This window comes from Rhizobium skierniewicense Ch11, from assembly GCF_023757665.1.
Taxonomy (GTDB): Bacteria; Pseudomonadota; Alphaproteobacteria; order Rhizobiales; family Rhizobiaceae; genus Agrobacterium; species Agrobacterium skierniewicense.
In genome coordinates, this window is record NZ_RXPG01000001.1 from 131,596 (window position 1) to 154,635 (window position 23,040).

Consider the following 23,040-nt stretch of genomic DNA (forward strand, 5'->3'; position numbering starts at 1 on the left):
TGGTGCCGTTGGGGTGGACGGGATGTCGCGCGCCGCCAGTCTCCCCCCCTTTCGGGGGAGATGCCGGTCACGGCAGAGGGTGGGTGGTAGCCGCACCCTCCGCGATCCATTTCAGGCGGTCCCGTCCACCAGAATAAACGGCTGCCCACGCGAGCACATCTCAATGCGCGCATCCACCTTGTAGATCGTCCGCAGCATGTCGCGTGTGATGACAGCAGACGTCTGTCCGCTCACCGCCATGGCTCCATCTGCAATGACGATCGTGTGCTCGCAGTAGCGCAGCGCATGATTGAGATCATGCAGGGCAATGAGAACGATCATGCCGCGCTCGCGGGCAAGGTTGGTGATGAAATCCAGAACTTCCACCTGTCGATGGAGGTCCAGCGCCGATGTCGGTTCGTCCATCAACAGGACTTCCGGTTTGCGTACCAGTGCCTGCGCCAGCGATACCAGCTGGCGTTGGCCACCGGAGAGTTCGCCAAGCCCGCGAAAGGCGAGTTCGTGGATGTTGAGAGCCTTCAGAATGGCATCGATCTCGGCCAGCTCGTCGTCATGCACCTTCCAGCCACTGCCCTGTTTGGCCGACAGAAGGATGGATTCGTAGACCGTCAGAACGGCATTGGCACCGGTGTCCTGTGGCATGTAGCAAATGGTGCGTGGGCCCTGCTCTGTTTGCGACAGCGTGACCACGCCCGGACCCTTGATCAGCCCGGCGATCCGTTTGAACAGGGTCGACTTGCCTGCGGCGTTGGGACCGATGACGGCGGTGATGCTTCCGGCTTCCAGCATGTCCATGGTGACATGGGCCAGCACCGTCGTGCGCCCGTATTTGGCGCCGACATCCTGAAGGGCAAGGGCTACCATGCGCGTCTCCTATTGGAGAAAATGAGGACGAAGAAGAAGGGCACACCGACGAGAGCGGTGATGACACCGATCGGCAGGATCGCGCCGGGGATCAGCACCTTGCTGACAACGGATGTCACCGATAGCAGCAGCGCACCGCAAATGATCGAGCCTGGCAGGAAGAAGCGTTGGTCTTCACCCACCACCATGCGCGCAATATGCGGCCCGACGAGGCCGATGAAGCCGATGGTGCCGACGAAAGACACGGGAATGGAGGCGAGCAGGCTGACGGTCAGCATGGTGTGCAGACGCAGGCGGCGCACATTGATGCCCATGCTGGCGGCCTTGTCGTCACCCAGACGAAGTGCCGTCAGCGCCCAGGCGTTTTTCATGAACAGCGGCACGGTGAGGACGAGGATCGCACCTGTCACATAGACCTTGGCCCATGTCGCCTTGGTCAGGCTGCCCATGGTCCAGAAGACGACGGCGGCCAGCGCCTGTTCGGAGGCCAGATATTCCAGCATCGAAAGCGCGGCGTTGAAGGTGAAGACAAGCGCAATGCCCAAGAGAACGATGGTTTCGACCGTTACGCCGCGCATGGTCGAGGCGAAGTGGATGAAGAGCGCAGCCACCATCGCCATGACGAAGGCATTGACCGGCACCATATATTCGACGGCGCCCGGAAAAAGAGCGACACCACCCACCAGCGCAAGCGCAGCGCCAAAGGCGGCTGCCGCCGAAATTCCGAGCGTGAAGGGGCTGGCAAGCGGATTGGCGAGAATGGTCTGCATCTGCGCACCCGCCACAGACAGCGACGCGCCGACGGTGACGGCCATCAGCGCGATGGGCATGCGGATGTCCCAGATCACCACACGCAGCTGGTTTGCAACGCCTGCGGGGTCAAGGATCGCGCCGACCACTTCGGAAAGACTGTAGCGCGCAGGTCCGAGCGCCATGTCCGTGGCAAGGCTGAGACAGAGCGCGACGACAAGCCCGATCAGGATCAGGATACGCCGGGCGGCGAGGGCGCGATATTGTGCGCCCCCTGTTTTTTCAACATGAGCGGCCTCAATGGATGCCATTTAGTTCGCGCCTTTTTCAAGTGAAACGAAATAACCCGGCTTGTAGCTGACGGGCAGGAATTTTTCGTGGAAGTCCTCGAAATTCTTTTCCGGGTCCATGTCGGAAAACAGATCGGGATGAAACCACTTGGCAAATTGCTGGATCGGCACAAACTCGTAGGGAGCACCATAGAACTGGTGCCAGACAGCATGGACATTGCCGTTTTTCACGGCATCCAGCTCAGGAAACGGTGTGCGTTCCATCAACTTGGCAAGCCGTTGACGCGACAGCGCCATATCGGCACCACGACCGACCGGCACGAATTGGTTGATGTCGGATTCGGCGGCCCAGTTGGAGCCTGTCACAATGACATGCTCAGGATTGGAGACGATGAGCTGCTCCGGATTGAGATCGCCGAAGGTTGTCTTGATTACGTCGGACGCAATATTGTGTCCACCGGCCTGCTCGATCATCGCGCCGAAATTGACAGGACCAAAGGTGCGGCAGCAGGTGTTTTCGCCGGAAATACCGGGTGCGCGCTCAATGAAGACACCGGGGCGTTTCAGATCTTTCACCGATGCCAGCCTATCGGTGACGAGCGCAATCTGGTCCTTGCGGTAGGCGAGAAACTCTTCGGCGCGGGGCTCGGCACCGAATATCTGGCCGAGGATGCGGACGGAGTTTTCACTGTTTTTTTCGGGATCGAGCCTGAAGTCGAGATAGACGACCTTGATGCCTGCTGCTGCCGCCTTCTCCTCGAAGCCGCTTTCCTTGGCCGTTTTTTCGACTTCCAGATTGAGCGTGATCACATCTGGCGATAGTGCGATGGCAGATTCAAGAGTGAAATCACCCTGCGGCAGATAACCGAAGCGCGGCAGCTTCTCGATCTGCGGAAAGCGCTCGAGATAGGCCTTGTAGCTGTCGGGGTCCTTGGTCAGAAAGTCATCGCGCCAGCCGACAACGGTATCGAACGTCTTGTCGCCCTTCAATGCGGCGATGACATGGATCTGCCTTGCCTCGCCGACGATGACGCGCTTGGCGGGAAGGTCCATCTCGACCTTGCGACCGGCGGCATCGATGATCTGGGTCGCCAATGCAGGCGTCGCGATCAGCATGACGAGGAGGACTGCGATCCGTTTGAACAGCGTGTGTGGCATGGGAGGTCCTTTCAGTCTCAAAACGCGCATGGCGAAGCCGCGGTCAGCGGCTTCGCCTGATGATGGGACAGCGCTCCTCCTGCGCTGCCCTGATCTTAACGGTCGTCCTTCAAGGACACGAAGTAACCGGGCTTGTAGTCAAGCGGCAGGAAACGGGCGTGCAGTTCCTTGAAGGTTGCTTCCGGGTCGAGGTCCTTGAACAGCTCCGGGTGAAGCCATTTGGCAATTTCCTGGATGGCCACGAACTGGTACGGGTTGTTGTAGAACTGGTGCCAGATGGCGTGGACATTGCCGTACTGGACCGCCTTGACGCCGGTGAAGGCTGGACGCTTGGTCAGGTTCTCAAGCTTCCGGCGGGCTTCCTTGAGGTCTGCGCCGTAACCGACACCAACCCAGTTGCCGCCCGGCACATACGCGTCCCACTTGCCGCCGGTGATGATGATCTGGTCCGGATTGGATGCGATGACCTGTTCAGGATTGACCGTGCCGAAGGTGCCGGGAATGATGTCTTTCGCCATGTTGATGCCACCGGCGATCTCGACCATCTTGCCGAAATTCTCATTGCCGAAAGACATGCAGCAATCGTCGGAGTAGCCACCGGCGCGCTCAACGAAGACGACTGGTTTCTTCGGCTTTTCCTTGTCCAGCACATCGGTCACACGTTTGATGCTGTCGGAGCGGAACGTGATGAAGTCTTCGGCCAGGTCTTCCTTGCCCATCAGCTTGCCCATGACGCGCATGCTCGGCTCGGTATTTTCCATGGGCTTTTCGCGGAAGTCGACATAGACCAGGGGAATGCCGACCTTGCCGAGCTTTTCGATGTAGCCCGCTTCTTCGGTTGCCGTCTTGGCATCGATGTTCATGATGATGACGTCGGGCTTCAGCGCAACGGCCTGCTCGATATCGAACGTACCGTCCTTCATGCCGCCGAATGTCGGCAGCTTGGCGACATCGGGGTATTTCGCCAGATAGGCCTGATAAGACTCAGGATCCGCCTTTGGTAGGTCGTCACGCCAGCCGACGACGTGCTCGAACGGATTGGTCTTGTCGAGAGCGGCGAGAAAATAGATCTGGCGGCCTTCGCCGAGAATGACGTTCTTGACGGGAACATTGACGTCGACATCGCGTCCCGTCACGTCCTTGATGGTCACTTTGTCGGCAAATGCAGGCAACACGGTGGAAACGAGAAGACCCATTGCAAGAATGGCGGATTTGCCTGTAATGCGCATCGAAATTGTTCTCCGGTAAAACTGTCCGCGCTTTATGGTTTTATGATTAGATGAGTCAAGTTTTATCTTTTAGAGCGATTCGAAACTGGAACTCGGCAAGGGTGGATATCATGGATCATGTGAACGATTACGGGAACAATTTTGGTCTCCGCGATGAGATCAAGGCTTACTGGTCTGCGCGTGCCGACACGTTCGATCTGTCGCCCGGCCATGAAATCTTTTCTGAAGACGAGCGGGCCGCATGGCATCGTCTGGTGGAAAAGCACCTCGGCAGGGGTGAAGGCAAAAGCGCGCTGGATCTTGCATCGGGCACCGGCGTCATCTCGCATCTGATGGACGATCTGGGCTACCGTGTGACCGGCCTCGATTGGTCCGAACAGATGCTTGAGCAGGCCAGGGCGAAGGCAAGAAACCGCAACCGCAATATTTCCTTCCGCATGGGCGACGCCGAAAACACGATGGAGCCGGAAGGCAGCTACGATGTCATCATCAACCGTCATCTGGTCTGGACGCTGGTCGATCCCAAGGCGGCATTTCGCGAATGGCTGCGGGTGCTGAAGCCGGGTGGCCGGGTGCTGATCGTCGATGGCGATTTCGTCAATGTCAGCTTTGCCGAAAAGCTGTTGAAGAACCTTGCGGCCAGGCTGCTCGCATGGGGTGTCTTCAAGCCCGAGGCGGTCCACATGCCCGCCGATATGGCAGGCACCCACAACAGCATTCTGTCACGGGTCTATTTTTCTCAAGGGGCGCGGGCGGAAGCGGTTGCGGCTTTGCTTCGGGAGGCCGGATTTGAGAGCGTGGTCATCGATACGGGCCTGCGGGACATTCACAAGACGCAGGCAAAGAACTGGAATTTTCTGAAAGCTGCGGCGCGCGGCATCCAGCATCGTTATGCGATTTGTGCGAGGAAGCCGGAGTGAGGGGGTGAGTCCCCCTGCCAACGCCCAGAGTGTCAAAAATCATGGGATCCCTTCAGACACGCTTCGCCGTTCACGCGGCGTGGAACGCCCGTGATGTGTCATCTTGGTCAACCCGGAGAGCACACGCAAATGCGGACATGTCTCTGGTATGATGTTTGCTATGGTGCCGCATTTGCATGGCTGCCAATGTCGTTTCGATAGTCCATGTCTTGCCCAAACCGGACCGTGAATGATCCGGCCTGAGCGTGACAGGCAGTGTCCGATGGACCGTTTCGCCTCGCCCTGTCCGAAAGCCGTGAATGGTCTTTCGCGTCGAGGAAATCGGGTGCCACCGGTCTGACCCTGACATGGTATTCCTGGTGTCTGCCCACACGTCTGCGACCATCCACCAGCCCCCGTCGCCTGCCCTGTCTCGCGAAAACAGCGAGACGGCGGAGGTGAGGCCATTGTGGGGGTGATTCGCGGACCGTGGAGAAAAAATCGAATATTTTTTTGCTTTTTAGCAGATTTTTGTGGGAGCACTGATTTCAAAGGGAATTTTAAGGTTTGAGGGGTTTCCTCACGGTAAAACCACGACCCTATTCCCACACGAAAAAAGCCCGGCGAACCGGGCTCTTTCGATATCAACCGACCTTGGCTAGGCGCTTTGCTTCCACACGGGCGCGGATGGAATCCACGTCGGCTTTGGGTGTCGCAGCAAACAGCGAACGTGTGTAGGAATGCTGCGGGTTGGAGAAGACCTCCTCGCGCGTGCCGTATTCCACCGCTTCACCAAAATACATCACCATGACTTCGTCGGCGATGTATTTCACCACCGACAGATCGTGGCTGATGAAGACGTAGGTCAGGCCGAATTCGTCCTGAAGGTCGGACAGCAGGTTGAGGACCTGTGCCTGTACCGAAAGGTCGAGTGCCGAGACCGGCTCGTCCAGCACCAGCAGCTTCGGGTTCAGCATCAGCGCACGCGCAATGGCGATGCGCTGGCGCTGGCCGCCGGAGAACATGTGCGGGTAGCGGTTGTAGTGTTCCGGCCCCAGACCGACGCGCACCAGCATGTCGTTGGCCTTTTCGCGACGCTCAGCGGCGGACAGCTTGGTGTTGATGAGCAGCGGCTCGCCCAGCACGTCACCGATCTTCTGGCGCGGGTTGAGCGAGCCGTAGGGGTTTTGGAAAACGATCTGTACCTTCTGGCGCATCTCGGGTGTGAGGTGACCGGGGCGGGTATCGACTTTCTGACCGTCGATCAGAAGGTCGCCGGATGTCGGCTCGTCGATAAAGGTCAGCATGCGGGCCAGCGTGGACTTGCCACAGCCGCTTTCACCGACGATGGCCAGCGTCTTTCCGGTCTCGAGCGAAAACGACACGCCCTTGACGGCATGAATGGTCTTGGCCTTTTTCATGAAGCCGCCGGGAAGGTGATAATCACGCTTCATGTTGCGGATTTCGAGCATGGTCTTGGCGTCGGTCATGCCTGTTCTCCCGCCACTGCTGGCGTTCCATCGAAGAATTGCGAAACGGTGGTCAGACGATCACCCGTCGCATTTTCAGGAAGCGCTGCCAGAAGGGCCTTGGTGTAGTTGCTCTTGGGGTTTTCAAACAGGGAGAGCACATCGGCCTCCTCCATTTTCTTGCCCTTGTATTGCACGATCACGCGGTCAGCCGTTTCAGCCACGACACCCATGTCATGAGTGATCATGATGAGGCCCATGCCGGTTTCAGCCTGAAGCTTCATCAGAAGGTCGAGGATCTGCTTCTGGATGGTCACGTCGAGTGCTGTCGTTGGCTCGTCGGCGATCAGCAGTTTCGGATTGCAGGCAATTGCGATGGCGATCATCACGCGCTGGCACTGGCCACCGGACATCTGGTGCGGGAAGTGCTTGAGACGCTCTTCCGGATCCGGCAGACCGACGAGCTTGAACAACTCGATGGCGCGCGCATGACGCGTTTGTCTGTCCATACCCATGTGGATGCGCAGGACTTCCTCCAGCTGGAAGCCGACCGTGAAGCACGGGTTGAGGCTTGCCACCGGTTCCTGGAAGATCATGGCGATATCCTTGCCGATCAGCTTGCGGCGCTCGGATGCGCTGAGCGTCTGGATATCCTTGCCCTGAAACAGCATGCGGTCGGCGGTAATGCGGGCTGTCCAGGGCAGAAGACCCATGACCGCCAGCATCGCGACCGACTTGCCGGAACCGGATTCGCCCACGATGGCCAGAACTTCCCGTTGTTCAACCGAGACGGATACGCCGTCCACGGCGCGGAACCAGCCGCTGGCGGTTTCGAATTCGACGGTGAGATTATCGATTTGCAGAAGTGCCATATCAGGACCTCTTCAGTTTCGGGTCAAGCGCATCGCGCAGGCCGTCGCCCATCAGGTTGATGGCGAGAACGGTGATGAGGATGGCCAGACCGGGGAAGGTGACGACCCACCAGGCGCGCAGAATGAACTCACGCGCTTCGGCCAGCATGGTGCCCCATTCAGGTGCCGGAGGCTGTGCGCCCATGCCGAGGAAGCCGAGTGCTGCGGCATCGAGAATGGCATTGGAGAAGGACAGCGTGGCCTGAACGATCAGCGGTGCCATGCAGTTTGGCAGGATCGTCTTGAACATCAGACGCATGGGTCCGGCCCCTGCCAGCCGTGAGGCGGTGACGTAATCCTTGCTTTTTTCCGCCATGACGGCTGCGCGGGTCAGGCGCACGAAGTGCGGCTGGAGAACCAGTGCAATCGCGATCATGCCGTTGGTGAGGCTGGGGCCGAGAATGGCAACCAGAACCAGCGCCAGAAGCAGTGACGGAAAGGCCAGAATGATGTCCATGAGACGCATGATCATCGTATCGAGCCAGCCGCGGTAATAACCGGCGATAACGCCGATCAGGATGCCCGTCGTCAGCGACAGGGTGGTGACGAAGACGCCGATGAACAGCGAATATTGCGCACCGTAAATCAGGCGGGACAGGATATCGCGGCCAACCGGGTCCGTGCCCAACAGGTAGGAAGCGTTGCCGCCTTCCATCCATACGGGTGGAAGCAGAGTGAACTCGCTATATTGCTGGAAGGGCGAATGCGGGGCGATGACGGACGCAAAGACAGCGACGATCACCAGTGCGACGAAAACATAGAGGCCGATGACGGCACCCTTGTTTTCGGAGAAATAGAACCAGAATTCCTTCAGCATCTGCTTGCGCATGGCGGAGGAGGAAACCGGCTCGGCTGTTTTGGTAATGGTGGTATCGGCCATGAAACGATCCTCTCACTTAATGCCGGATGCGCGGATTGATAAGGCCATACAGGAGGTCAACGATGAGGTTGACAACCATGATGATGCCCGCAATCAGCAGGAGACCCCCCTGAATGACAGGGTAATCGCGGCGGAAGACGCTATCGACCATCCACTTGCCGATGCCCGGCCAGGAGAAGATCGTCTCGGTGAGGATGGCACCGGCCAGCATGACGCCGACCTGAAGACCGATGGTGGTGATGACGGGGATCATCGCATTGCGCAGCGCATGGATGCCGATGACGCGGAAGGGTGCGAGACCCTTGGCGCGGGCGGTGCGAACGTAATCTTCCGACAGCACTTCCAGCATGGCAGAGCGTGTCTGGCGCGCGATGACGGCCAGCGGAATGGTGGCCAGCACGATGGACGGCAGAATGAGATGGCTGAGCGCCGACGTGAAAGCGCCTTTCTGTCCCGAGAGCAGCGAGTCGATCAGCATGAAGCCGGTAACGGACGGAAAGTAGAACATCAGCGAGATGCGACCCGATACCGGTGTCCATTGCAGGATGCCGGAGAACAGGATGATGAGCAGAAGTCCCCACCAGAAGATCGGCATGGAATAACCGACGAGTGCCACGCCCATCAGGCCCTGATCGAAGGCCGATCCACGCTTGATGGCAGCGATTATGCCCGCTGGAATGCCGATGGCGATGGCGATGATCATGGCGCAGAAGGAGAGTTCCACGGTTGCGGGGAACAGCGCCTTGAACTGCGTGAGGATCGGCGTCTTGGAGACGATGGATGTACCGAAATCACCCATTAGGATACCCTTGAGGTAATCCAGATACTGGATGATCATGGGGCGGTCCATGCCCAGTGCCGCGCTGATCTGCGCATGCCGCTCCGGCGACATGACGCGTTCGCCTGACAGAAGGGCAACGGGGTCACCCGGCAGAAGCCGGATGAACAGGAACGCGATGATAGAGACCCCGATGAAGGTCGGGATGAGCACGGCGATGCGCCGCACGAGAAAGCCAATCATGAAAAACCTTCGATCTGTTCCGCCTGGAACCTATGCGCTGGTAGTAGCGACCTTTTCGGTCTGCTTCTTGTTATCGGGGAGGGTGCATAACGCACATGCCGCGCGCCTTGGATCAAGACGCGCGGCATGTTTTATGCTTTTGCCTGTTACTCGGCAATATCCACGGTTTCGAACGTGAAGTCACCCAGTGGGCTCTGGACGAAACCAGTGACTTCCTTGCGCATCGGAACGACGGACAGGGAGTGGTCGATGGTGGCCCAAGGAGCCTGCTTCTTGAAGACGACCTGAGCTTCTTCGTAAAGCTTCGTGCGTTCAGCCTGATCGGTGGTGATCTTGGCCTTCTTCACGAGAGCGTCGAAGTCCTTGTCGCACCACTGAGCGCGGTTGTTGCCACCCACGGCATCGCAACCCAGCAACGTGTCGAGGAAGTTGTCCGGATCACCATTGTCACCGGTCCAGCCGAGGAACACGGCGCCGTCACGGTCCTTTGCCTTCGAACGGTCGAGATATTCGGCCCATTCGTAGGAAACGATCTCGACCTTGACGCCGATCTTGGCGAAATCAGACTGAATGACTTCGGCAGCGCGGCGGGCGTTGAGCATGTAAGGGCGCGAAACCGGCATTGCCCAGACCTTCATCGACAGGTCCTTGACGCCTGCGTCCGTCAGCATCTTCTTGGCTGCTTCCAGATCGTAGGTGTCGTCTTCCACCTTGTCGTTGTAGGACCACATGGTCGGTGGCAGAGGGTTCTTGGCCGGTGTTGCCATGCCCTGGAACACGGCGTCGACAATGGCCTTCTTGTTGATGGCCTTGTTCAGTGCAATGCGCACTTCCGGCTTGTCGAAAGGAGCCTGTGTGGTGTTGTAGGCGAGGTAGGCGACGTTGAGGCCTTCCTGCTCCATGACCGTCAGGGTCTTGTCTTCCTTCATCGACTTGACGTCGGCAGCGTTCGGGTAAGGCATCAGGTGGCATTCGCCGGCCTTCAGCTTCTGGAAACGAACGGCAGCATCGGTTGTGATGGCGAAAACGAGATCGTCGATCTTTGGCGCGCCGCCCCAATAATCCTTGTTGGCCTTGAAGCGGATGACGGCATCCTGCTGGTAGGCGACGAAGGCGAAGGGACCGGTACCGACCGGCATTTGGTTCAACTGCGCCTGCTTGCCTTCGGCAGCCAGCTTGTCGGTGTATTCCTTCGACATGATCGAAGCGAATGGCATGGCAAGATTGGCGAGGAATGGAGCTTCAGGGCGGTTCAGAGTGAACTTGACCGTCATGTCATCGACTTTTTCGACCGACTTGATCAGCTTGGGGAAGCCCATGCCTTCCGCATATTCCCAGGACGTACCTGCAACATACTGGTGCCATGGATTGTCTGTCTTGATCTGGCGCTCGATGGAGAAAACAACGTCATCGGCGTTCAGTTCGCGCGTCGGAGTGAAGAACTCGGTGGTCTGGAACTTCACGCCCTTGCGGAGCTTGAAGGTGTAGACCGTTCCGTTTTCGGAAACTTCCCAGCTTTCGGCAAGACCTGGAACAGGCTTGGTGGTGCCCTTTTCAAATTCCAGCAGGCGGCTGTAGACGGTGTGGGCCGAAGCATCGAACGTGGTACCGGCGGTGTAGAGGCCCGGATCGAAACCTTCTGGCGAACCTTCCGAGCAATAGACGAATGTCTTAGCGCTTGCAGCGGCGGGCGCAAAGCACGTCGCTGAAAGCAAGGCTGCAGCGATTAGGCCAAGTTTATATCTCATCAATGGAGCTCCCAATTTTTGTATCCGGCTCGCTTATTCTGCGACTACCGTGCACCGTGGTTATAAGAAACTTTGCACATACTCAAGCGGGCAGACCGCGCGAATTCAGAGGTTTTTGATCAAAAGTTCAACGTGGCGCGATTTTGATACTAATTTAGGCGAAGGAATTAGAATGATTGTCTTGGAAAGCTGGAAAAGGTGATGCTTTTCTTCCCACGCGATGGGCAGCAAAAAAGGCGCCCCGATATTTCGGGACGCCTTGGCAATGAACCAGCTTTTCTTGTTACACTCAAGCCATCTTGTCGGCCACGACCCGCCAGTTGACGAGATTCTCCAGCACAGCCTTGATGTGCTCCGGTTTGCGGTTCTCGTAATCCACGTAATAGGCGTGTTCCCAGATATCGATGCCGAGATAAGCAGGTCGTCCTACGGCCACCGGGTTGTTGCCGTCCTCATAGCCGACGAGCGCTAGCTTGTTGGCGTCGTCACGCGTCAACCAGACCCAGCCGGTGCCGAAGACTTCATCCGATGTGGCAGCGGCCTTTTCGATGAATTTGGTGTAATCGCCGAACGCGGACATGATCTCGTCTGCGGCCTTGCCTTCCGGGCGTTTCGGGCCACCGGGCGTGAACTGCTCCCAGTAAGCGACATGGTTCCAGGCCTGTGCGGCGTTGTTGAAGATCTTCTTGTCTGCGGTCTTGCCGGCAGAGGCCTTCACGATCTCCTCAAGCTCCATGTCGGCGTAAGGGGTGCCCTTGGCCAGCGTGTTCAGCTTGTCGAAATAGGCCTTGTGGTGCTTGCCGTAGTGCAGGGAAAGGGTCTTTGCGGAAATTGTCGGGGCCAGCGCGTCTTCGGCGAAGGGCAAAGCGGGCTGTTTGAAGGGAAGCGCCGCACTTGCAATCGATGGCGCGGAAAGCGTGGCTGCGGCAGCCGTTGCTGCGGTGGCGGCCATGACGGCGCGTCGGGTCATTAACATGTCTTATTCTCCCGGTTGATATCCAAGAGATGCAAACCGGCTGGAGCGGGAAAAGTTTCTTTTCGACCTTGCTTATTGATGCCGTTCCCGGTTTTGTTACCGCAAATTTGCCGTTGAAGGTCTAGGAGGACCGTATGTCATCACAGGGAAAATCCGCCGCGGGTGAAGAGCGCGCGCTCGTTCTGGAAGAGCTGGGCAAGTTGTCGCTGCGCCCCTTTCCTCTGGACGAGCAGGTCGGGCCGCATGATGTGCGCATCGCCATCCACACCGTGGGTATCTGCGGCAGCGACGTGCATTATTACACGCATGGTGCCATCGGCAATTTCGTGGTGCGCGAGCCGATGATACTCGGCCATGAGGCATCGGGTACCGTCACGGAGATTGGTCCGGAGGTGAAACATCTCGCTGTTGGCGACCGGGTGTGCATGGAACCCGGCATCCCGGACCCGATCAGCCGCGCCAGCCGCATCGGCCATTACAATCTCGACCCGGCCGTGCGCTTCTGGGCGACGCCGCCGGTGCATGGCGTGCTGCGGGCATCCGTCGTTCACCCCGCCGCCTTCACCTTCAAGCTGCCCGATAATGTATCATTTGCAGCCGGTGCGATGGTGGAGCCTTTGGCCGTCGGCGTGCAGGCGGCAACGCAGGCCAAGGTCAAGCCGGGCGATATCGCCGTCGTTATCGGGGCCGGTCCGATCGGCCTCGTCACCGTGCTGGCAGCGCTTGCAGCCGGTTGCGCCCGCGTCATCGTGTCCGATGTCGATCCGGTAAAGCTGGATATGGCGCGCGGCCTCGGGGCCGTGGAAACCGTTAATGTTCGCGAGCAGAATCTTGCCGAGCAGGTGCTGACATCGACCGACGGCTGGGGTGCGGACGTGATTTTCGAATGCTCGGGTGCCGAAGCGGCGATTACTCGCGTGTTCGAACCCCTGCGTCCTGCCGGAACGGTGGTTTTCGTCGGCATGCCGACGAAGCTGGTGGCCTATGATGTGGTGGCCGCGCAAATCCGTGAAGCCCGCGTTGAGCACGTCTTCCGCTACGCCAATGTCTTCGGTCGCTGTGTCGACATGCTGGCGTCGGGCGCCATCGATGTCTCCCCACTGATCACCCGCACTTTCGATTTTAAAGACAGCATCGAGGCTTTCGATATCGCCGCCTCAGCGCCTGCCGGCGAAGTGAAGATGCAAATTCTTATGCCGCAGGGATGATTGAGGGTTGCACGAAATTTATCAGCGGTTAGCTTGAGCACCGTTGGCGGACGGAGGCTCAAACCGCTCAACTGTATCGATGCAGGAGGAGAAATTCATGAAGACGATCAAGGGACCGGCGCTTTTTCTCGGTCAGTTCGCAGGCGATGCCGCGCCGTTCAACACGTGGGATGGCATTACCAAATGGGCGGCGGAAAAGGGTTATCTCGGCGTGCAGGTTCCCACCTGGGCCGGACAGTTGATCGACCTGAAGAAGGCAGCGGAATCCAAGGATTATTGCGACGAGTTTGCCGGTGTCGCGCGCCAGAACGGCGTCGAGGTGACCGAGCTTGCTACCCACTTGCAGGGACAGCTTGTGGCGGTGCATCCGGCCTATGACGAGGCTTTCGATGGTTTTGCGGCACCGGAAGTGCGTGGCAACCCGAAGGCGCGGCAGGAATGGGCGGTGGAGCAGGTCAAGTTTGCGTTGAAGGCATCGCGCAATCTTGGGCTGAACGCCCATGGTACATTTTCCGGCGCTCTGGCATGGCCTTTCATTTACCCGTGGCCGCAGCGGCCTGCCGGTCTGGTGGAAGCCGCCTTTGACGAGCTTGCCAAGCGCTGGACGCCGATTCTCGATTATGCCGATGAGCAGGGCGTCGACGTTTGCTATGAAATTCACCCCGGCGAAGACCTGCATGACGGTGTGACCTTCGAGATGTTTCTGGAGCGGGTCAAGAACCACAGCCGCGCCAACATGCTCTACGATCCCTCGCATTATGTGCTGCAATGCCTGGATTATCTCGACAATATCGACATGTACAAAGACCGCATCAAGATGTTCCACGTGAAGGATGCGGAGTTCAATCCGACAGGACGCCAGGGCGTGTACGGCGGCTATCAGGGCTGGGTCGGGCGGGCCGGGCGCTTCCGCTCGCCGGGCGATGGGCAGGTGGATTTCGGCGCGGTCTTCTCGAAAATGGCCGCCAATGACTTCGATGGCTGGGCTGTGGTCGAATGGGAATGCGCGTTGAAACATCCCGAAGACGGCGCTGCCGAGGGTGCTGAATTCGTCAAGGCACATATCATCCGCGTGACCGAAAAAGCCTTCGACGACTTCGCATCATCGGGCACAGACGATGCCGCCAACCGCCGCATGCTCGGCCTTTCATAAAAATCCGAGGAGATACAATGACGATCGAAGGAAAAACGACCGACAAGGCCAATGCCCGCATTCGCCTCGGCATGGTGGGCGGTGGCTCCGGCGCGTTCATCGGCGGTGTGCACCGTATGGCGGCACGGTTGGATAACCGATTTGAACTGGTGGCTGGCGCCCTGTCGTCCACGCCTGAAAAGTCTAGGGCATCCGGTCTGGAACTGGGTCTCGATGAGGACCGCTGCTACGGCTCTTTCGAGGAGATGGCGTCAAGCGAAGCGGCGCGCCCTGATGGCATCCAGGCCGTTTCCATCGTCACGCCCAACCATGTCCATTATCCGGCTGCAAAAGCATTTCTGGAACGCGGCATCCACGTCATCTGCGACAAGCCGCTGACCTCCAATCTGGACGACGCCAAGAAGCTGAAGGACGTTGCCGACAAGGCCAACGCGCTTTTCGTGCTGACCCACAACTACACCGGCTACCCGATGGTGCGACATGCACGGGAACTGGTGGAAAGCGGCGAACTTGGTGATATCAGGCTGGTGCAGATGGAGTATCCGCAGGACTGGCTGGCGGAACCGGTGGAGCAGACGGGTGCCAAGCAGGCCGTGTGGCGCACCGATCCGGCGCAATCGGGTGCAGGCGGATCGACGGGCGATATCGGCACACACGCTTACAATCTCGGGTGTTTCATTTCCGGGCTTGAGGTCAACGAACTGGCAGCCGATGTCCATACCTTCGTGGACGGTCGTCGTCTCGATGACAATGCCCACGTGATGCTGCGCTTCAAGGCAAATGGCGGCAAGATGCCTGCCAAGGGCCTTCTGTGGTGTAGCCAGGTGGCGGTCGGTCACGAGAACGGCCTGAAGGTGCGCGTCTATGGCACAAAGGCGGGCATCGAATGGACGCAAGCCGATCCGAATTATCTGTGGTTCACGAAGCTGGGTGAGCCGAAGCAACTGATCACCCGTGGTGGAGCCGGCTCCGGCGCCGCCGCCGCCCGGGTCAGCCGCATCCCGTCCGGCCACCCCGAGGGCTACCTCGAAGCCTTCGCAACGATCTACACCGAGGCGGCGAATGCCATCGAGGCACGCAGCAAGGGAACAGCGCTGGATAGTGCCGTCGTGTACCCGACCATTGACGATGGCGTGAAGGGTGTCGCCTTTGTCGCGGCGTGTATTGAGTCGTCAAAGCAGAATGGTGGATGGGTGAAGGTGTGACGCGAGTGGGCTTGGTGCCATAAACGTCGCAGCGAGCGTCGGGTGTGGCTCGCCCCTCTATCCAGCCGGACATCTCCCCACAGTGGGGAGATTGACCGGCAGGGCAGAGGTGAGGGGAGCCACACCCGCTATAGCGTTTCCAGTTAACAAGGAAACGCTCTAGCCTCGCGACAATCGCAATAAAGCGCTCTAAATCACCGGATAGAGCGACCAGAAGAACAACTCGTGTTCCTGATCGCGGTCGTGCTGCTCGGAATCATCCTTGACCCTCGGCTCCTGTGTCGAGCCGCTGTCACGTTTCAGTTTTTCTTCCTGCGCCTTGCGACCTAGACCGAACAGGTCGAAGGAAAGCATATTGAAGCCAGCTACCATTTTGTCCCTCATTGTCACAATATTTAACGAGGCGTAAAGTTTCGCGCGTTGCCACGTTTTCGTCAAGATTGCCAAGGGAATTAGTCTTTTAAGCGCAAGTGTGTGTTTGGAAGATTCGTTTCTGCAAAGGGCGCTTATGCGCGGCTTTATTTCTCGCGGACAAAGGCCGGGTTCAGCGGCGGTAGATATCGGCAGCGGTCTTCAAGGCGTTGTCGAGATCGCTGGCATGTCCGTGAGCTTCCAGCGCCTGTGAGAACGCCGTGAGGTTTGCCAGAATTGCCTCTTCGGTGGCGCGCCGTCCGGTGTGATTGAGACGGACGAGGCGCTCCGTGCCAGGACCGACGCCCGCCGTCATATCCGCACCGGCGATTTTGCGGCGGGAAATGAAGGCATCGCGGGCCACATCAGGGGGAAGCAGAGCCGTGGTGACAAGCGCCGATGCGGATTGCTCCTGCACCCAAAGTTTCGCGCCGAGGACCCGAAGTCCGGCGCGTGTGGCATCTCTTGCCCGTTCGTGACGTCGCTGCAACGGCTCCATGCCCTCGGCCTCTATGCGGTCGAGCGCTGCCTGCAAGGCGAAGAACTCCAGCGCTACCGGTGTTCCGGGCAAGACGTGACGTCCGGTGTCTATCCACATGTCTTTCTGGTCGAGCAATGACAGCATGGACAGGCGAGGGGCGGCGGCATGATGAAGATGATCCCACGCCATCCGACTGACGGAAATGGCCGATAGGCCAGCCGTTCCCGCCAGGGCCTTTTGTGGGCCGATGACGGCGATATCGATGCCCAGACCATCCACGTCCAGTGCGTGGCCTCCAACGGATGCTACGGCATCGACGATGGTGAGGATCCCGCGCTCTCGGGCATAGGCGATGATCTCTTCCAGCGGGTTGAGAATACCGCTGGCCGATTCCGCGTGGACGAGCGAGAGCATTGCGATATCGGGATTGTCATCTATCGCGCGGGTGACCGCGTCCAGCGTGATGGGCAGGGCCGGCTCCGCGATGAGGTTGATGACATGGGCGCCGCCGCGCTTAAGCCACGTCCCGAACCATGTTCCGTAAGGGCTGGTCACAATGTTGAGGGCCTTGAGGCCGGAATGTGCGAGGCTGGCAGCGACCGCTTCCAGAGCCAGAACGGCTTCCGCCTGGATCAGCAGCACATCGTTTGTCGTGCCGATCAGCGCGCCCAGTCTGTCTGCCAGATGGGCGTAACGGTCCGGCGGAAAGGAGGGAATATCGAGAAGGTGGCTCCAGTCACGATGGGGCATGGTCGAGTTCTCTGTCAGTACACGGGGGTGGCGTTGCGATGACCGTGCCGATCCGTCAGTCCCCGGTGCTTTTGCGGCCAATCGACATGATGCGCTCGCGCAGAACTTTGGCGAGATTTCGGGTGTTGCGATACATATGGACCTGCGCTGCCACCTGCCGAACGTCGCGGTCGCTGTTTTGCGCCAGACCGATGACGAGTGTCCCCATGTCAGCGGACTCGCCCCAGAAGCCTTTGAACGTGCTTCCTTCGTCAGCTCCGCAGATGTCGGTGCGCAGGATGTTGGCGTCGTCCAGATGCCATTCCGTCAGCTTCTGCATCAGCAGCCGCTCAATGGATTGGCGCGAATAATGTTCGTCGACGGCCAGCTTCCAGACATAGGCTTCGCCCATGGTCATGAAGACGACAGCGGAAGCGATGGCCTGGCCATTGAGGTTGACGGTATGGATACGGACCGAATCGACTTCTGCCAGATTGGTGATGGCCTCACGCGCAAAGGCTGCGCGATATCGGTCACTGACAAGGGCCGAGCGTTTCCGGCCTTTGGAGCCGCTCGCCTCCAGAGCGAGAAACTCTTCCGTGCGCAGCCTGATATCCTGGGGCTGTCTGGCGATGTCATGGGTGAGGGTGCCCACGCTTTCAAGATGCTGCCAGTGGCTTTGAAGCTCCTGCAACTGTCCGACTGACAGAACATTTTGCAAATACAGGGTGGCGTCAGTCTGGCTCTCCAGCATCATGCGACGATGGGGCTCAGCGGTTGCCAAGGGCAGATTTCGGCTGAGCGCAATCGCCTTGATCATCCGCGTAAACGCTCCGTCCAGCCGCAAGGTTGGAAGCACCAGAACATTAGGCAGGCGCAGTTCCGGCTGCGACAGTGCATCCAGCAGATTATCGATCGTTTCGGCGGCTCCCTCAGAATCGACAAGAGGCGTGCCAAGCGGGCCGAATGGATTTGACCATGCGCGCAAAATGGAAGGTCCGACCGAAAAGCCAGGCTTTTCGACAGTGAATGGCATGAGAAAACGCATGCGTGAGCGAATACCGTTTTCATCGCGCATCAGCGCAAACCGTACGGCACGGTTATCGACACGGGGCATGGCCGGTGCGAGCAGCTTACCGGTAAAGAAAATATTGGGCTCGACGACCCGGTTCGACAAAAAGTCCAATTCCTCTTGGAGATCATATCCAAGCTGGGCAGGGTAAATACAGAATTCGCGCCCGGAACGGCCCACGCGAACACTGCTATCGGCGGCGGGACGGTCAGGCATTGTTTTCGCTATCAATCTTGCGAAACGGTCATCTCGCATATCTGGATCGTTCGGATCGCTTGCCATTCTCGTCTTGAACCGTCTTTCCTACGCCTGTTCGTGACACGTCTCTGCTCCATGTGTCCCATCCGCCAGGATGAACTTTTTGGGCGAGAGCCCGATCGTATCATATCTATCAGCTTTTGCTTATAGGATTTCAATCATACATCGAAACGTGAACACATTTAACCAAATACGATGCAAACCTATTTCAAAACACGCAACCGCGCCATGTCTATGGAAGAGCAGGGGTTATTCTGCGCTTCGGGTAAAGGCCCAGGACGAGGGCGCAACCTAGAATAATGATCGCAGCACCGAAGAATTGAAGCTGCGACAGAGGCTCGTCGAGTACCACGGCACCCACAATCACGGCAATGACCGTCACCACAAACTCCACGCTGATGGTTTTGGTTGCGCCGATGAGGGATACGAGCCTGAAATAGGTGACGTATGTCAGCGCGCTCATGATGATGGCGAGCCCGAAAAGGGAGACAAAATCAATCGGCCGTGGTGTCGCGGGGACAGGGACGAGGAACAGCAAAGGCAGCGTCATGATGCCACCGGCCATAAACGCGCCGATCGTGATTTCCCACGCGCCTGATCCTTTCAGGTAGCGGCTTGCATAATTGCTGCCGAATGCCGCGCAGATGCAGCCGATCAGGCAGATGGCGCATCCCAGAATAAAGGCCGGGGTCGCCGGAACGGCAGGGAAGCCGACGAGAATAACGATACCGCCAAAGCCCAGCACCATGCCGGCGAGGCTCTGCAAGGAGATTGTTTCCAAGCCCCAGAGTTGCCCGATCAGCATTGAAAACAGGGGAATGCTCGCCACCAGAATGGCGGCCATGGCGGTGCCGATGATGGGCGTGGCGTAGGAGAGGCCGATGAGCTGGCCTGCAACCGTCGTTGCACCCACAACGGCAAATGCGCCCCAACCGGCGCTGAAATTCAGCTTCCGTTTGGTCGCACGCGCGATGATGAGCAGTGTGAAGCTGGCAATGAAACACCGCAATGTCACAGCGCCGATCCAGCCGAAAGCGGCCACGACGTGCAGCACCAGCATGAACGACAATCCCCATGCGACGGCAAGAAACGTATAGGCGGCGAGTTCTGCGGGTTTCATGGGGTTGGTCCAGAATGGAAACTTTGCCGAGCGTTACGAGAGCGCCGACGACGGGTCAATGGATTTTATGGTGGTGGGTTCGCCCAAGCGACCGGCTACAAGCAGACTGCGCTTCTTTAGACGCAAAACCGCGTCCTGGTAAGAGACTGGAACGACCAACCGGGTGACCATTTTTGGGCAAGCGCAGAGGTTATTGGCAGGCCCAAAGAAAAGACCCGCAAACACTGTTTGCGGGTCTCATTGCTTCACGGCGCGGGTTTCGATCAAGCCTGATCGAAAACACCATGGCAGTGCTTGTATTTTTTTCCGGAGCCGCAAGGGCAGGCTTCATTGCGCCCGATCTTGCCCCATGTGGCGGGATTGTTCGGGTCGCGCTGTTCTGGCGGGACGAAGGCTGCGGATGAGGTCGCGTCCTGCATGGCGAACTCGTCTTCGCCTGTTACCGGATCGACGTGATGGGCCGTCATCTCGGGCAATTCAGGCTGCGGAGGATCGCGCACCAGTTCCACGCGCATCAGTTGGGCGGTCACTTCTTCACGCAGGTTGGACAACAGCGCCTGGAAAAGCTCGAACGCTTCGGCCTTGTATTCCTGCAGCGGATCGCGCTGTGCATAACCGCGGAAACCGACGACGGAGCGCAGGTGATCGAGGTTGACGATGTGTTCGCGCCACAAATGGTCGATCGTCTGAAGGATGACCGAACGCTCGACATAGACCATGACCTCGGGGCCAAAACGCTCGGCCTTGTCCGTCATGGTCTTGTCTGCGGCCTCTGTGATGCGTTGCAGAATGTCGTCTTCGGCGATGCCTTCTTCCTTGGCCCACGCGTCGACGGGCAGGTCAAGGTTGAGGAAGCGCTCAAGGCCTGCCTTGAGGCCAGCAATGTCCCACTGCTCCGCATAGGCATTTTCCGGGACGTGCTTGGTGACGAGCGCTTCGATGACTTCGTTGCGCATATCTGCAGCGGTTTCGCCGATATTATCGGCTTCCATTAGCTCCAGACGCTGATCGAAGATGACCTTGCGCTGATCGTTGAGAACGTCGTCATATTTCAAAAGGTTTTTGCGCGTTTCGAAGTTGCGGGCTTCGACCTTCTTCTGGGCGCGCTCCAGTGCCTTGTTGATCCAGGGATGGACGATCGCCTCGCCGTCCTTGAGACCAAGCTTCTGCAACATCGAATCCATACGGTCGGAGCCGAAGATGCGCATCAGGTCGTCCTGAAGCGACAGATAGAACTTGGAGCGGCCGGGGTCACCCTGACGGCCGGAACGACCACGCAACTGGTTATCGATACGGCGGCTCTCGTGACGCTCGGTGGCGATGACGAAAAGACCACCGGCTGCCAGCGCCTTGTCCTTCAGAACCTTGATCTCTTCGCGGATCTTCCGTTCCATGGCGTCGCGCTCTTCGCCAGGCTCGACGCCTTCAAGCTCGCGCTCGAGGCGCATATCGACGTTGCCACCGAGCTGAATGTCGGTACCGCGACCGGCCATGTTGGTGGCGATGGTGACCGCGCCGGGAACGCCGGCCTGCGAGACGATGTAGGCTTCCTGCTCGTGATAGCGAGCGTTCAGAACCTGGAAATTCTCAAAACCGGACTGACGCAGCATGGTGGCCAGAAGTTCGGACTTCTCAATCGACGTTGTACCGACGAGGACAGGCTGGTCGCGCTCATGGGCAACCTTGATCTGTTCGATGATCGCCTTGAACTTCTCTTCGCCGGTCCGGTAGACCTCATCGTCTTCATCGACACGCTGGATCGGCAGGTTCGTCGGAACCTCGATCACGTCGAGGGTGTAGATGTTGTTGAACTCTTCCGCTTCCGTCGATGCCGTCCCGGTCATGCCGGCAAGCTTCTTGTACATGCGGAAATAGTTCTGGAAGGTCACCGACGACAGCGTCTGGTTTTCCGGCTGGATCTGCACCTTTTCCTTGGCTTCGAGTGCCTGGTGCTGGCCTTCCGAATAACGACGACCCGGCATCATGCGACCGGTGAATTCGTCGATGATGACGATTTCGCCGTTGCGGACGATGTAGTCCTTGTCGCGCTGAAACAGCTTGTGGGCCTTCAGCGCGTTGTTCACGTGGTGAACGATGGCGACGTTTTCGATGTCGTAGAGCGATTCGCCCTTGAGCAGGCCTGCATCGCGCAACAGGTTTTCGAGCTTTTCGGTGCCATCTTCCGAGAAGTTGGCCGAACGCTGCTTCTCGTCGATCTCGTAATCGTCCGGCGACAGCAGCGGGATGAAGGCATCGATGGTGTTGTAGAGATCGGAGCGGTCGTCCAGTGGGCCGGAGATGATGAGCGGCGTGCGCGCCTCGTCCACCAGAATCGAATCGACTTCGTCGACGATGGCGTAGTGGTGGCCACGCTGCACCATCTGTGACTTTTCGTATTTCATGTTGTCGCGCAGATAATCGAAGCCGAGTTCGTTGTTCGTCGCGTAGGTGATGTCACAGGCATAGGCTTCGCGGCGCTGGTCGTCGTCCAGTCCGTGGACGATGACGCCCGTCGTCAGGCCGAGGAAGCTGTAGAGGCGCGCCATGGTGGCGGCGTCGCGCTGTGCCAGATAATCGTTGACCGTCACCACGTGAACGCCCTTGCTCTCAAGGGCATTGAGGTACACGGCCAGGGTCGCGACAAGTGTCTTTCCTTCACCCGTCTTCATTTCGGCGATGTCGCCGGAATGGAGAATCATGCCGCCCGTGAGCTGAACGTCGAAGGGGCGCATGCCGAGAACGCGGCGCGAGGCTTCGCGTGCAACGGCGAAGGCCGGAACGAGAATGTCGTCGATCGTTTTGCCATCTGCCAGTTGCTGTCGGAATTCGACAGTCTTTGCCTTCAGCGCCTCGTCGGAGAGCGCCTTCATCTCTTCCTCGAGTGCACCTATTGCCGTGATATTGCTACGATAGGAGCGGACACGGCGCTCATTTGCCGAACCGAACAACTTGCGGGCTATTCCGCCGAGACTGACCATCCTAGTGGCCCTTTCTGAAATTCCGTTTTGCCAAGGCATTGCGGTCTGGCATCGCATTTACGCACAAATGACAGACTTGACCCTTAAACGTATCTGGACGCGAGGTTGAGCGACAGATAAGAGGGGGGGCAAATGATGTCAACGGTTCTGCCCGTTACAGAATGGCCACATTCCGGTGTTTGGAAGTTTTTTCAGCCGGAAAACCACGTCTGGAGCCGGCATTGTCTCCG

At 58.5% G+C, this 23,040-nt stretch carries 19 protein-coding genes; 4 read left to right on the plus strand and 15 right to left on the minus strand.

The annotated features are described in order from the left end of the window. Positions 1-111: 111 nt before the first annotated feature. The 4 genes from EKM04_RS00615 to EKM04_RS00630 form a co-directional block, all read right to left on the minus strand. Positions 112-864, minus strand: coding sequence for an ABC transporter ATP-binding protein (locus tag EKM04_RS00615; protein ID WP_174156043.1), 753 nt, complete (start codon positions 862-864; stop codon positions 112-114). After that, complete coding sequence (locus EKM04_RS00620) at positions 858-1,925, minus strand: FecCD family ABC transporter permease (protein ID WP_183894649.1); 1,068 nt, start codon at positions 1,923-1,925, stop codon at positions 858-860. The genes EKM04_RS00615 and EKM04_RS00620 overlap by 7 nt, the downstream gene beginning before the upstream one ends. After that, positions 1,926-3,062, minus strand: a complete 1,137-nt coding sequence (locus EKM04_RS00625) for an ABC transporter substrate-binding protein (RefSeq protein ID WP_183894651.1) — start codon at positions 3,060-3,062, stop codon at positions 1,926-1,928. Positions 3,063-3,157: 95 nt separating this feature from the next. After that, on the minus strand, positions 3,158-4,291 hold the full coding sequence (locus EKM04_RS00630) for an ABC transporter substrate-binding protein (RefSeq protein ID WP_183894653.1): 1,134 nt from the start codon (positions 4,289-4,291) through the stop codon (positions 3,158-3,160). 110 nt (positions 4,292-4,401) lie between these two features. On the opposite strand from EKM04_RS00630, the gene EKM04_RS00635 reads away from it, so the two are divergent. Next, the gene (locus tag EKM04_RS00635) at positions 4,402-5,211 is read left to right on the plus strand and encodes a class I SAM-dependent methyltransferase (RefSeq protein WP_183894655.1); all 810 of its coding nucleotides are present in this window, start codon (positions 4,402-4,404) and stop codon (positions 5,209-5,211) included. A gap of 623 nt (positions 5,212-5,834) precedes the next feature. Here the strand turns inward: EKM04_RS00635 and EKM04_RS00640 are convergent. The 6 genes from EKM04_RS00640 to EKM04_RS00665 all read right to left on the minus strand — a co-directional run bounded on the left by EKM04_RS00640 (position 5,835) and on the right by EKM04_RS00665 (position 12,195). Then, positions 5,835-6,680 (minus strand): dipeptide ABC transporter ATP-binding protein, encoded by an 846-nt coding sequence (locus EKM04_RS00640; RefSeq protein ID WP_174156048.1) that lies wholly within the window; start codon positions 6,678-6,680, stop codon positions 5,835-5,837. Continuing rightward, positions 6,677-7,531: an ABC transporter ATP-binding protein gene (locus EKM04_RS00645; protein WP_183894657.1), complete on the minus strand. Its 855-nt coding sequence runs from the start codon at positions 7,529-7,531 to the stop codon at positions 6,677-6,679. Before EKM04_RS00645 ends, EKM04_RS00640 begins: the two co-directional genes overlap by 4 nt. A 1-nt stretch (position 7,532) precedes the next feature. Further along, a complete protein-coding gene (locus EKM04_RS00650; RefSeq protein ID WP_412762958.1) occupies positions 7,533-8,399 on the minus strand; it encodes an ABC transporter permease subunit in 867 nt (288 codons plus the stop codon). A 67-nt stretch (positions 8,400-8,466) separates the two neighbouring features. Continuing rightward, a complete protein-coding gene (locus tag EKM04_RS00655) occupies positions 8,467-9,471 on the minus strand; it encodes an ABC transporter permease subunit (RefSeq protein WP_183894661.1) in 1,005 nt (334 codons plus the stop codon). A gap of 146 nt (positions 9,472-9,617) precedes the next feature. Next, positions 9,618-11,219 (minus strand): ABC transporter substrate-binding protein, encoded by a 1,602-nt coding sequence (locus EKM04_RS00660; protein WP_174156052.1) that lies wholly within the window; start codon positions 11,217-11,219, stop codon positions 9,618-9,620. Positions 11,220-11,508: 289 nt separating this feature from the next. Then, the gene (locus EKM04_RS00665) at positions 11,509-12,195 is read right to left on the minus strand and encodes a superoxide dismutase (protein WP_183894663.1); all 687 of its coding nucleotides are present in this window, start codon (positions 12,193-12,195) and stop codon (positions 11,509-11,511) included. A 134-nt stretch (positions 12,196-12,329) separates the two neighbouring features. On the opposite strand from EKM04_RS00665, the gene EKM04_RS00670 reads away from it, so the two are divergent. The 3 genes from EKM04_RS00670 to EKM04_RS00680 all read left to right on the plus strand — a co-directional run bounded on the left by EKM04_RS00670 (position 12,330) and on the right by EKM04_RS00680 (position 15,761). Beyond that, positions 12,330-13,403, plus strand: coding sequence for an NAD(P)-dependent alcohol dehydrogenase (locus EKM04_RS00670; RefSeq protein WP_183894665.1), 1,074 nt, complete (start codon positions 12,330-12,332; stop codon positions 13,401-13,403). Positions 13,404-13,500: 97 nt separating this feature from the next. Continuing rightward, entirely contained in the window at positions 13,501-14,556 is a 1,056-nt protein-coding gene (locus tag EKM04_RS00675) for a sugar phosphate isomerase/epimerase family protein (protein WP_183894667.1), read from the plus strand. A gap of 17 nt (positions 14,557-14,573) precedes the next feature. Beyond that, positions 14,574-15,761: a Gfo/Idh/MocA family protein gene (locus tag EKM04_RS00680; protein ID WP_183894669.1), complete on the plus strand. Its 1,188-nt coding sequence runs from the start codon at positions 14,574-14,576 to the stop codon at positions 15,759-15,761. Between the two features lie 189 nt (positions 15,762-15,950). Here the strand turns inward: EKM04_RS00680 and EKM04_RS00685 are convergent, their stop codons facing one another. The 5 genes from EKM04_RS00685 to secA all read right to left on the minus strand — a co-directional run bounded on the left by EKM04_RS00685 (position 15,951) and on the right by secA (position 22,810). Continuing rightward, complete coding sequence (locus EKM04_RS00685) at positions 15,951-16,133, minus strand: hypothetical protein (RefSeq protein ID WP_183894671.1); 183 nt, start codon at positions 16,131-16,133, stop codon at positions 15,951-15,953. A gap of 172 nt (positions 16,134-16,305) precedes the next feature. Further along, positions 16,306-17,403, minus strand: coding sequence for a pyridoxal-phosphate-dependent aminotransferase family protein (locus EKM04_RS00690; RefSeq protein WP_183894673.1), 1,098 nt, complete (start codon positions 17,401-17,403; stop codon positions 16,306-16,308). Positions 17,404-17,458: 55 nt separating this feature from the next. After that, a complete protein-coding gene (locus EKM04_RS00695; protein WP_183894675.1) occupies positions 17,459-18,736 on the minus strand; it encodes a GNAT family N-acetyltransferase in 1,278 nt (425 codons plus the stop codon). 208 nt (positions 18,737-18,944) lie between these two features. Further along, positions 18,945-19,832 (minus strand): DMT family transporter, encoded by an 888-nt coding sequence (locus tag EKM04_RS00700; RefSeq protein WP_183894677.1) that lies wholly within the window; start codon positions 19,830-19,832, stop codon positions 18,945-18,947. A 263-nt stretch (positions 19,833-20,095) separates the two neighbouring features. Next, positions 20,096-22,810: a preprotein translocase subunit SecA gene (gene secA, locus EKM04_RS00705; RefSeq protein WP_174156061.1), complete on the minus strand. Its 2,715-nt coding sequence runs from the start codon at positions 22,808-22,810 to the stop codon at positions 20,096-20,098. Between the last annotated feature and the right edge of the window lie 230 nt (positions 22,811-23,040).

Excerpts from the sequence above, each read along its gene's own strand:
- EKM04_RS00690 (WP_183894673.1), bottom strand. The coding sequence starts at position 17,403 with ATGCCCCATCGTGACTGGAGCCACCTTCTCGATATTCCCTCCTTTCCG.
- EKM04_RS00640 (WP_174156048.1), bottom strand. The coding sequence starts at position 6,680 with ATGACCGACGCCAAGACCATGCTCGAAATCCGCAACATGAAGCGTGAT.
- EKM04_RS00670 (WP_183894665.1), top strand. The coding sequence starts at position 12,330 with ATGTCATCACAGGGAAAATCCGCCGCGGGTGAAGAGCGCGCGCTCGTT.
- EKM04_RS00655 (WP_183894661.1), bottom strand. The coding sequence starts at position 9,471 with ATGATTGGCTTTCTCGTGCGGCGCATCGCCGTGCTCATCCCGACCTTC.
- EKM04_RS00660 (WP_174156052.1), bottom strand. The coding sequence starts at position 11,219 with ATGAGATATAAACTTGGCCTAATCGCTGCAGCCTTGCTTTCAGCGACG.
- EKM04_RS00615 (WP_174156043.1), bottom strand. The coding sequence starts at position 864 with ATGGTAGCCCTTGCCCTTCAGGATGTCGGCGCCAAATACGGGCGCACG.
- secA (WP_174156061.1), bottom strand. The coding sequence starts at position 22,810 with ATGGTCAGTCTCGGCGGAATAGCCCGCAAGTTGTTCGGTTCGGCAAAT.
- EKM04_RS00620 (WP_183894649.1), bottom strand. The coding sequence starts at position 1,925 with ATGGCATCCATTGAGGCCGCTCATGTTGAAAAAACAGGGGGCGCACAA.
- EKM04_RS00625 (WP_183894651.1), bottom strand. The coding sequence starts at position 3,062 with ATGCCACACACGCTGTTCAAACGGATCGCAGTCCTCCTCGTCATGCTG.
- EKM04_RS00685 (WP_183894671.1), bottom strand. The coding sequence starts at position 16,133 with ATGGTAGCTGGCTTCAATATGCTTTCCTTCGACCTGTTCGGTCTAGGT.
- EKM04_RS00700 (WP_183894677.1), bottom strand. The coding sequence starts at position 19,832 with ATGAAACCCGCAGAACTCGCCGCCTATACGTTTCTTGCCGTCGCATGG.
- EKM04_RS00635 (WP_183894655.1), top strand. The coding sequence starts at position 4,402 with ATGGATCATGTGAACGATTACGGGAACAATTTTGGTCTCCGCGATGAG.
- EKM04_RS00680 (WP_183894669.1), top strand. The coding sequence starts at position 14,574 with ATGACGATCGAAGGAAAAACGACCGACAAGGCCAATGCCCGCATTCGC.
- EKM04_RS00695 (WP_183894675.1), bottom strand. The coding sequence starts at position 18,736 with ATGGCAAGCGATCCGAACGATCCAGATATGCGAGATGACCGTTTCGCA.
- EKM04_RS00650 (WP_412762958.1), bottom strand. The coding sequence starts at position 8,399 with ATGCGCAAGCAGATGCTGAAGGAATTCTGGTTCTATTTCTCCGAAAAC.
- EKM04_RS00630 (WP_183894653.1), bottom strand. The coding sequence starts at position 4,291 with ATGCGCATTACAGGCAAATCCGCCATTCTTGCAATGGGTCTTCTCGTT.
- EKM04_RS00665 (WP_183894663.1), bottom strand. The coding sequence starts at position 12,195 with ATGTTAATGACCCGACGCGCCGTCATGGCCGCCACCGCAGCAACGGCT.
- EKM04_RS00645 (WP_183894657.1), bottom strand. The coding sequence starts at position 7,531 with ATGGCACTTCTGCAAATCGATAATCTCACCGTCGAATTCGAAACCGCC.
- EKM04_RS00675 (WP_183894667.1), top strand. The coding sequence starts at position 13,501 with ATGAAGACGATCAAGGGACCGGCGCTTTTTCTCGGTCAGTTCGCAGGC.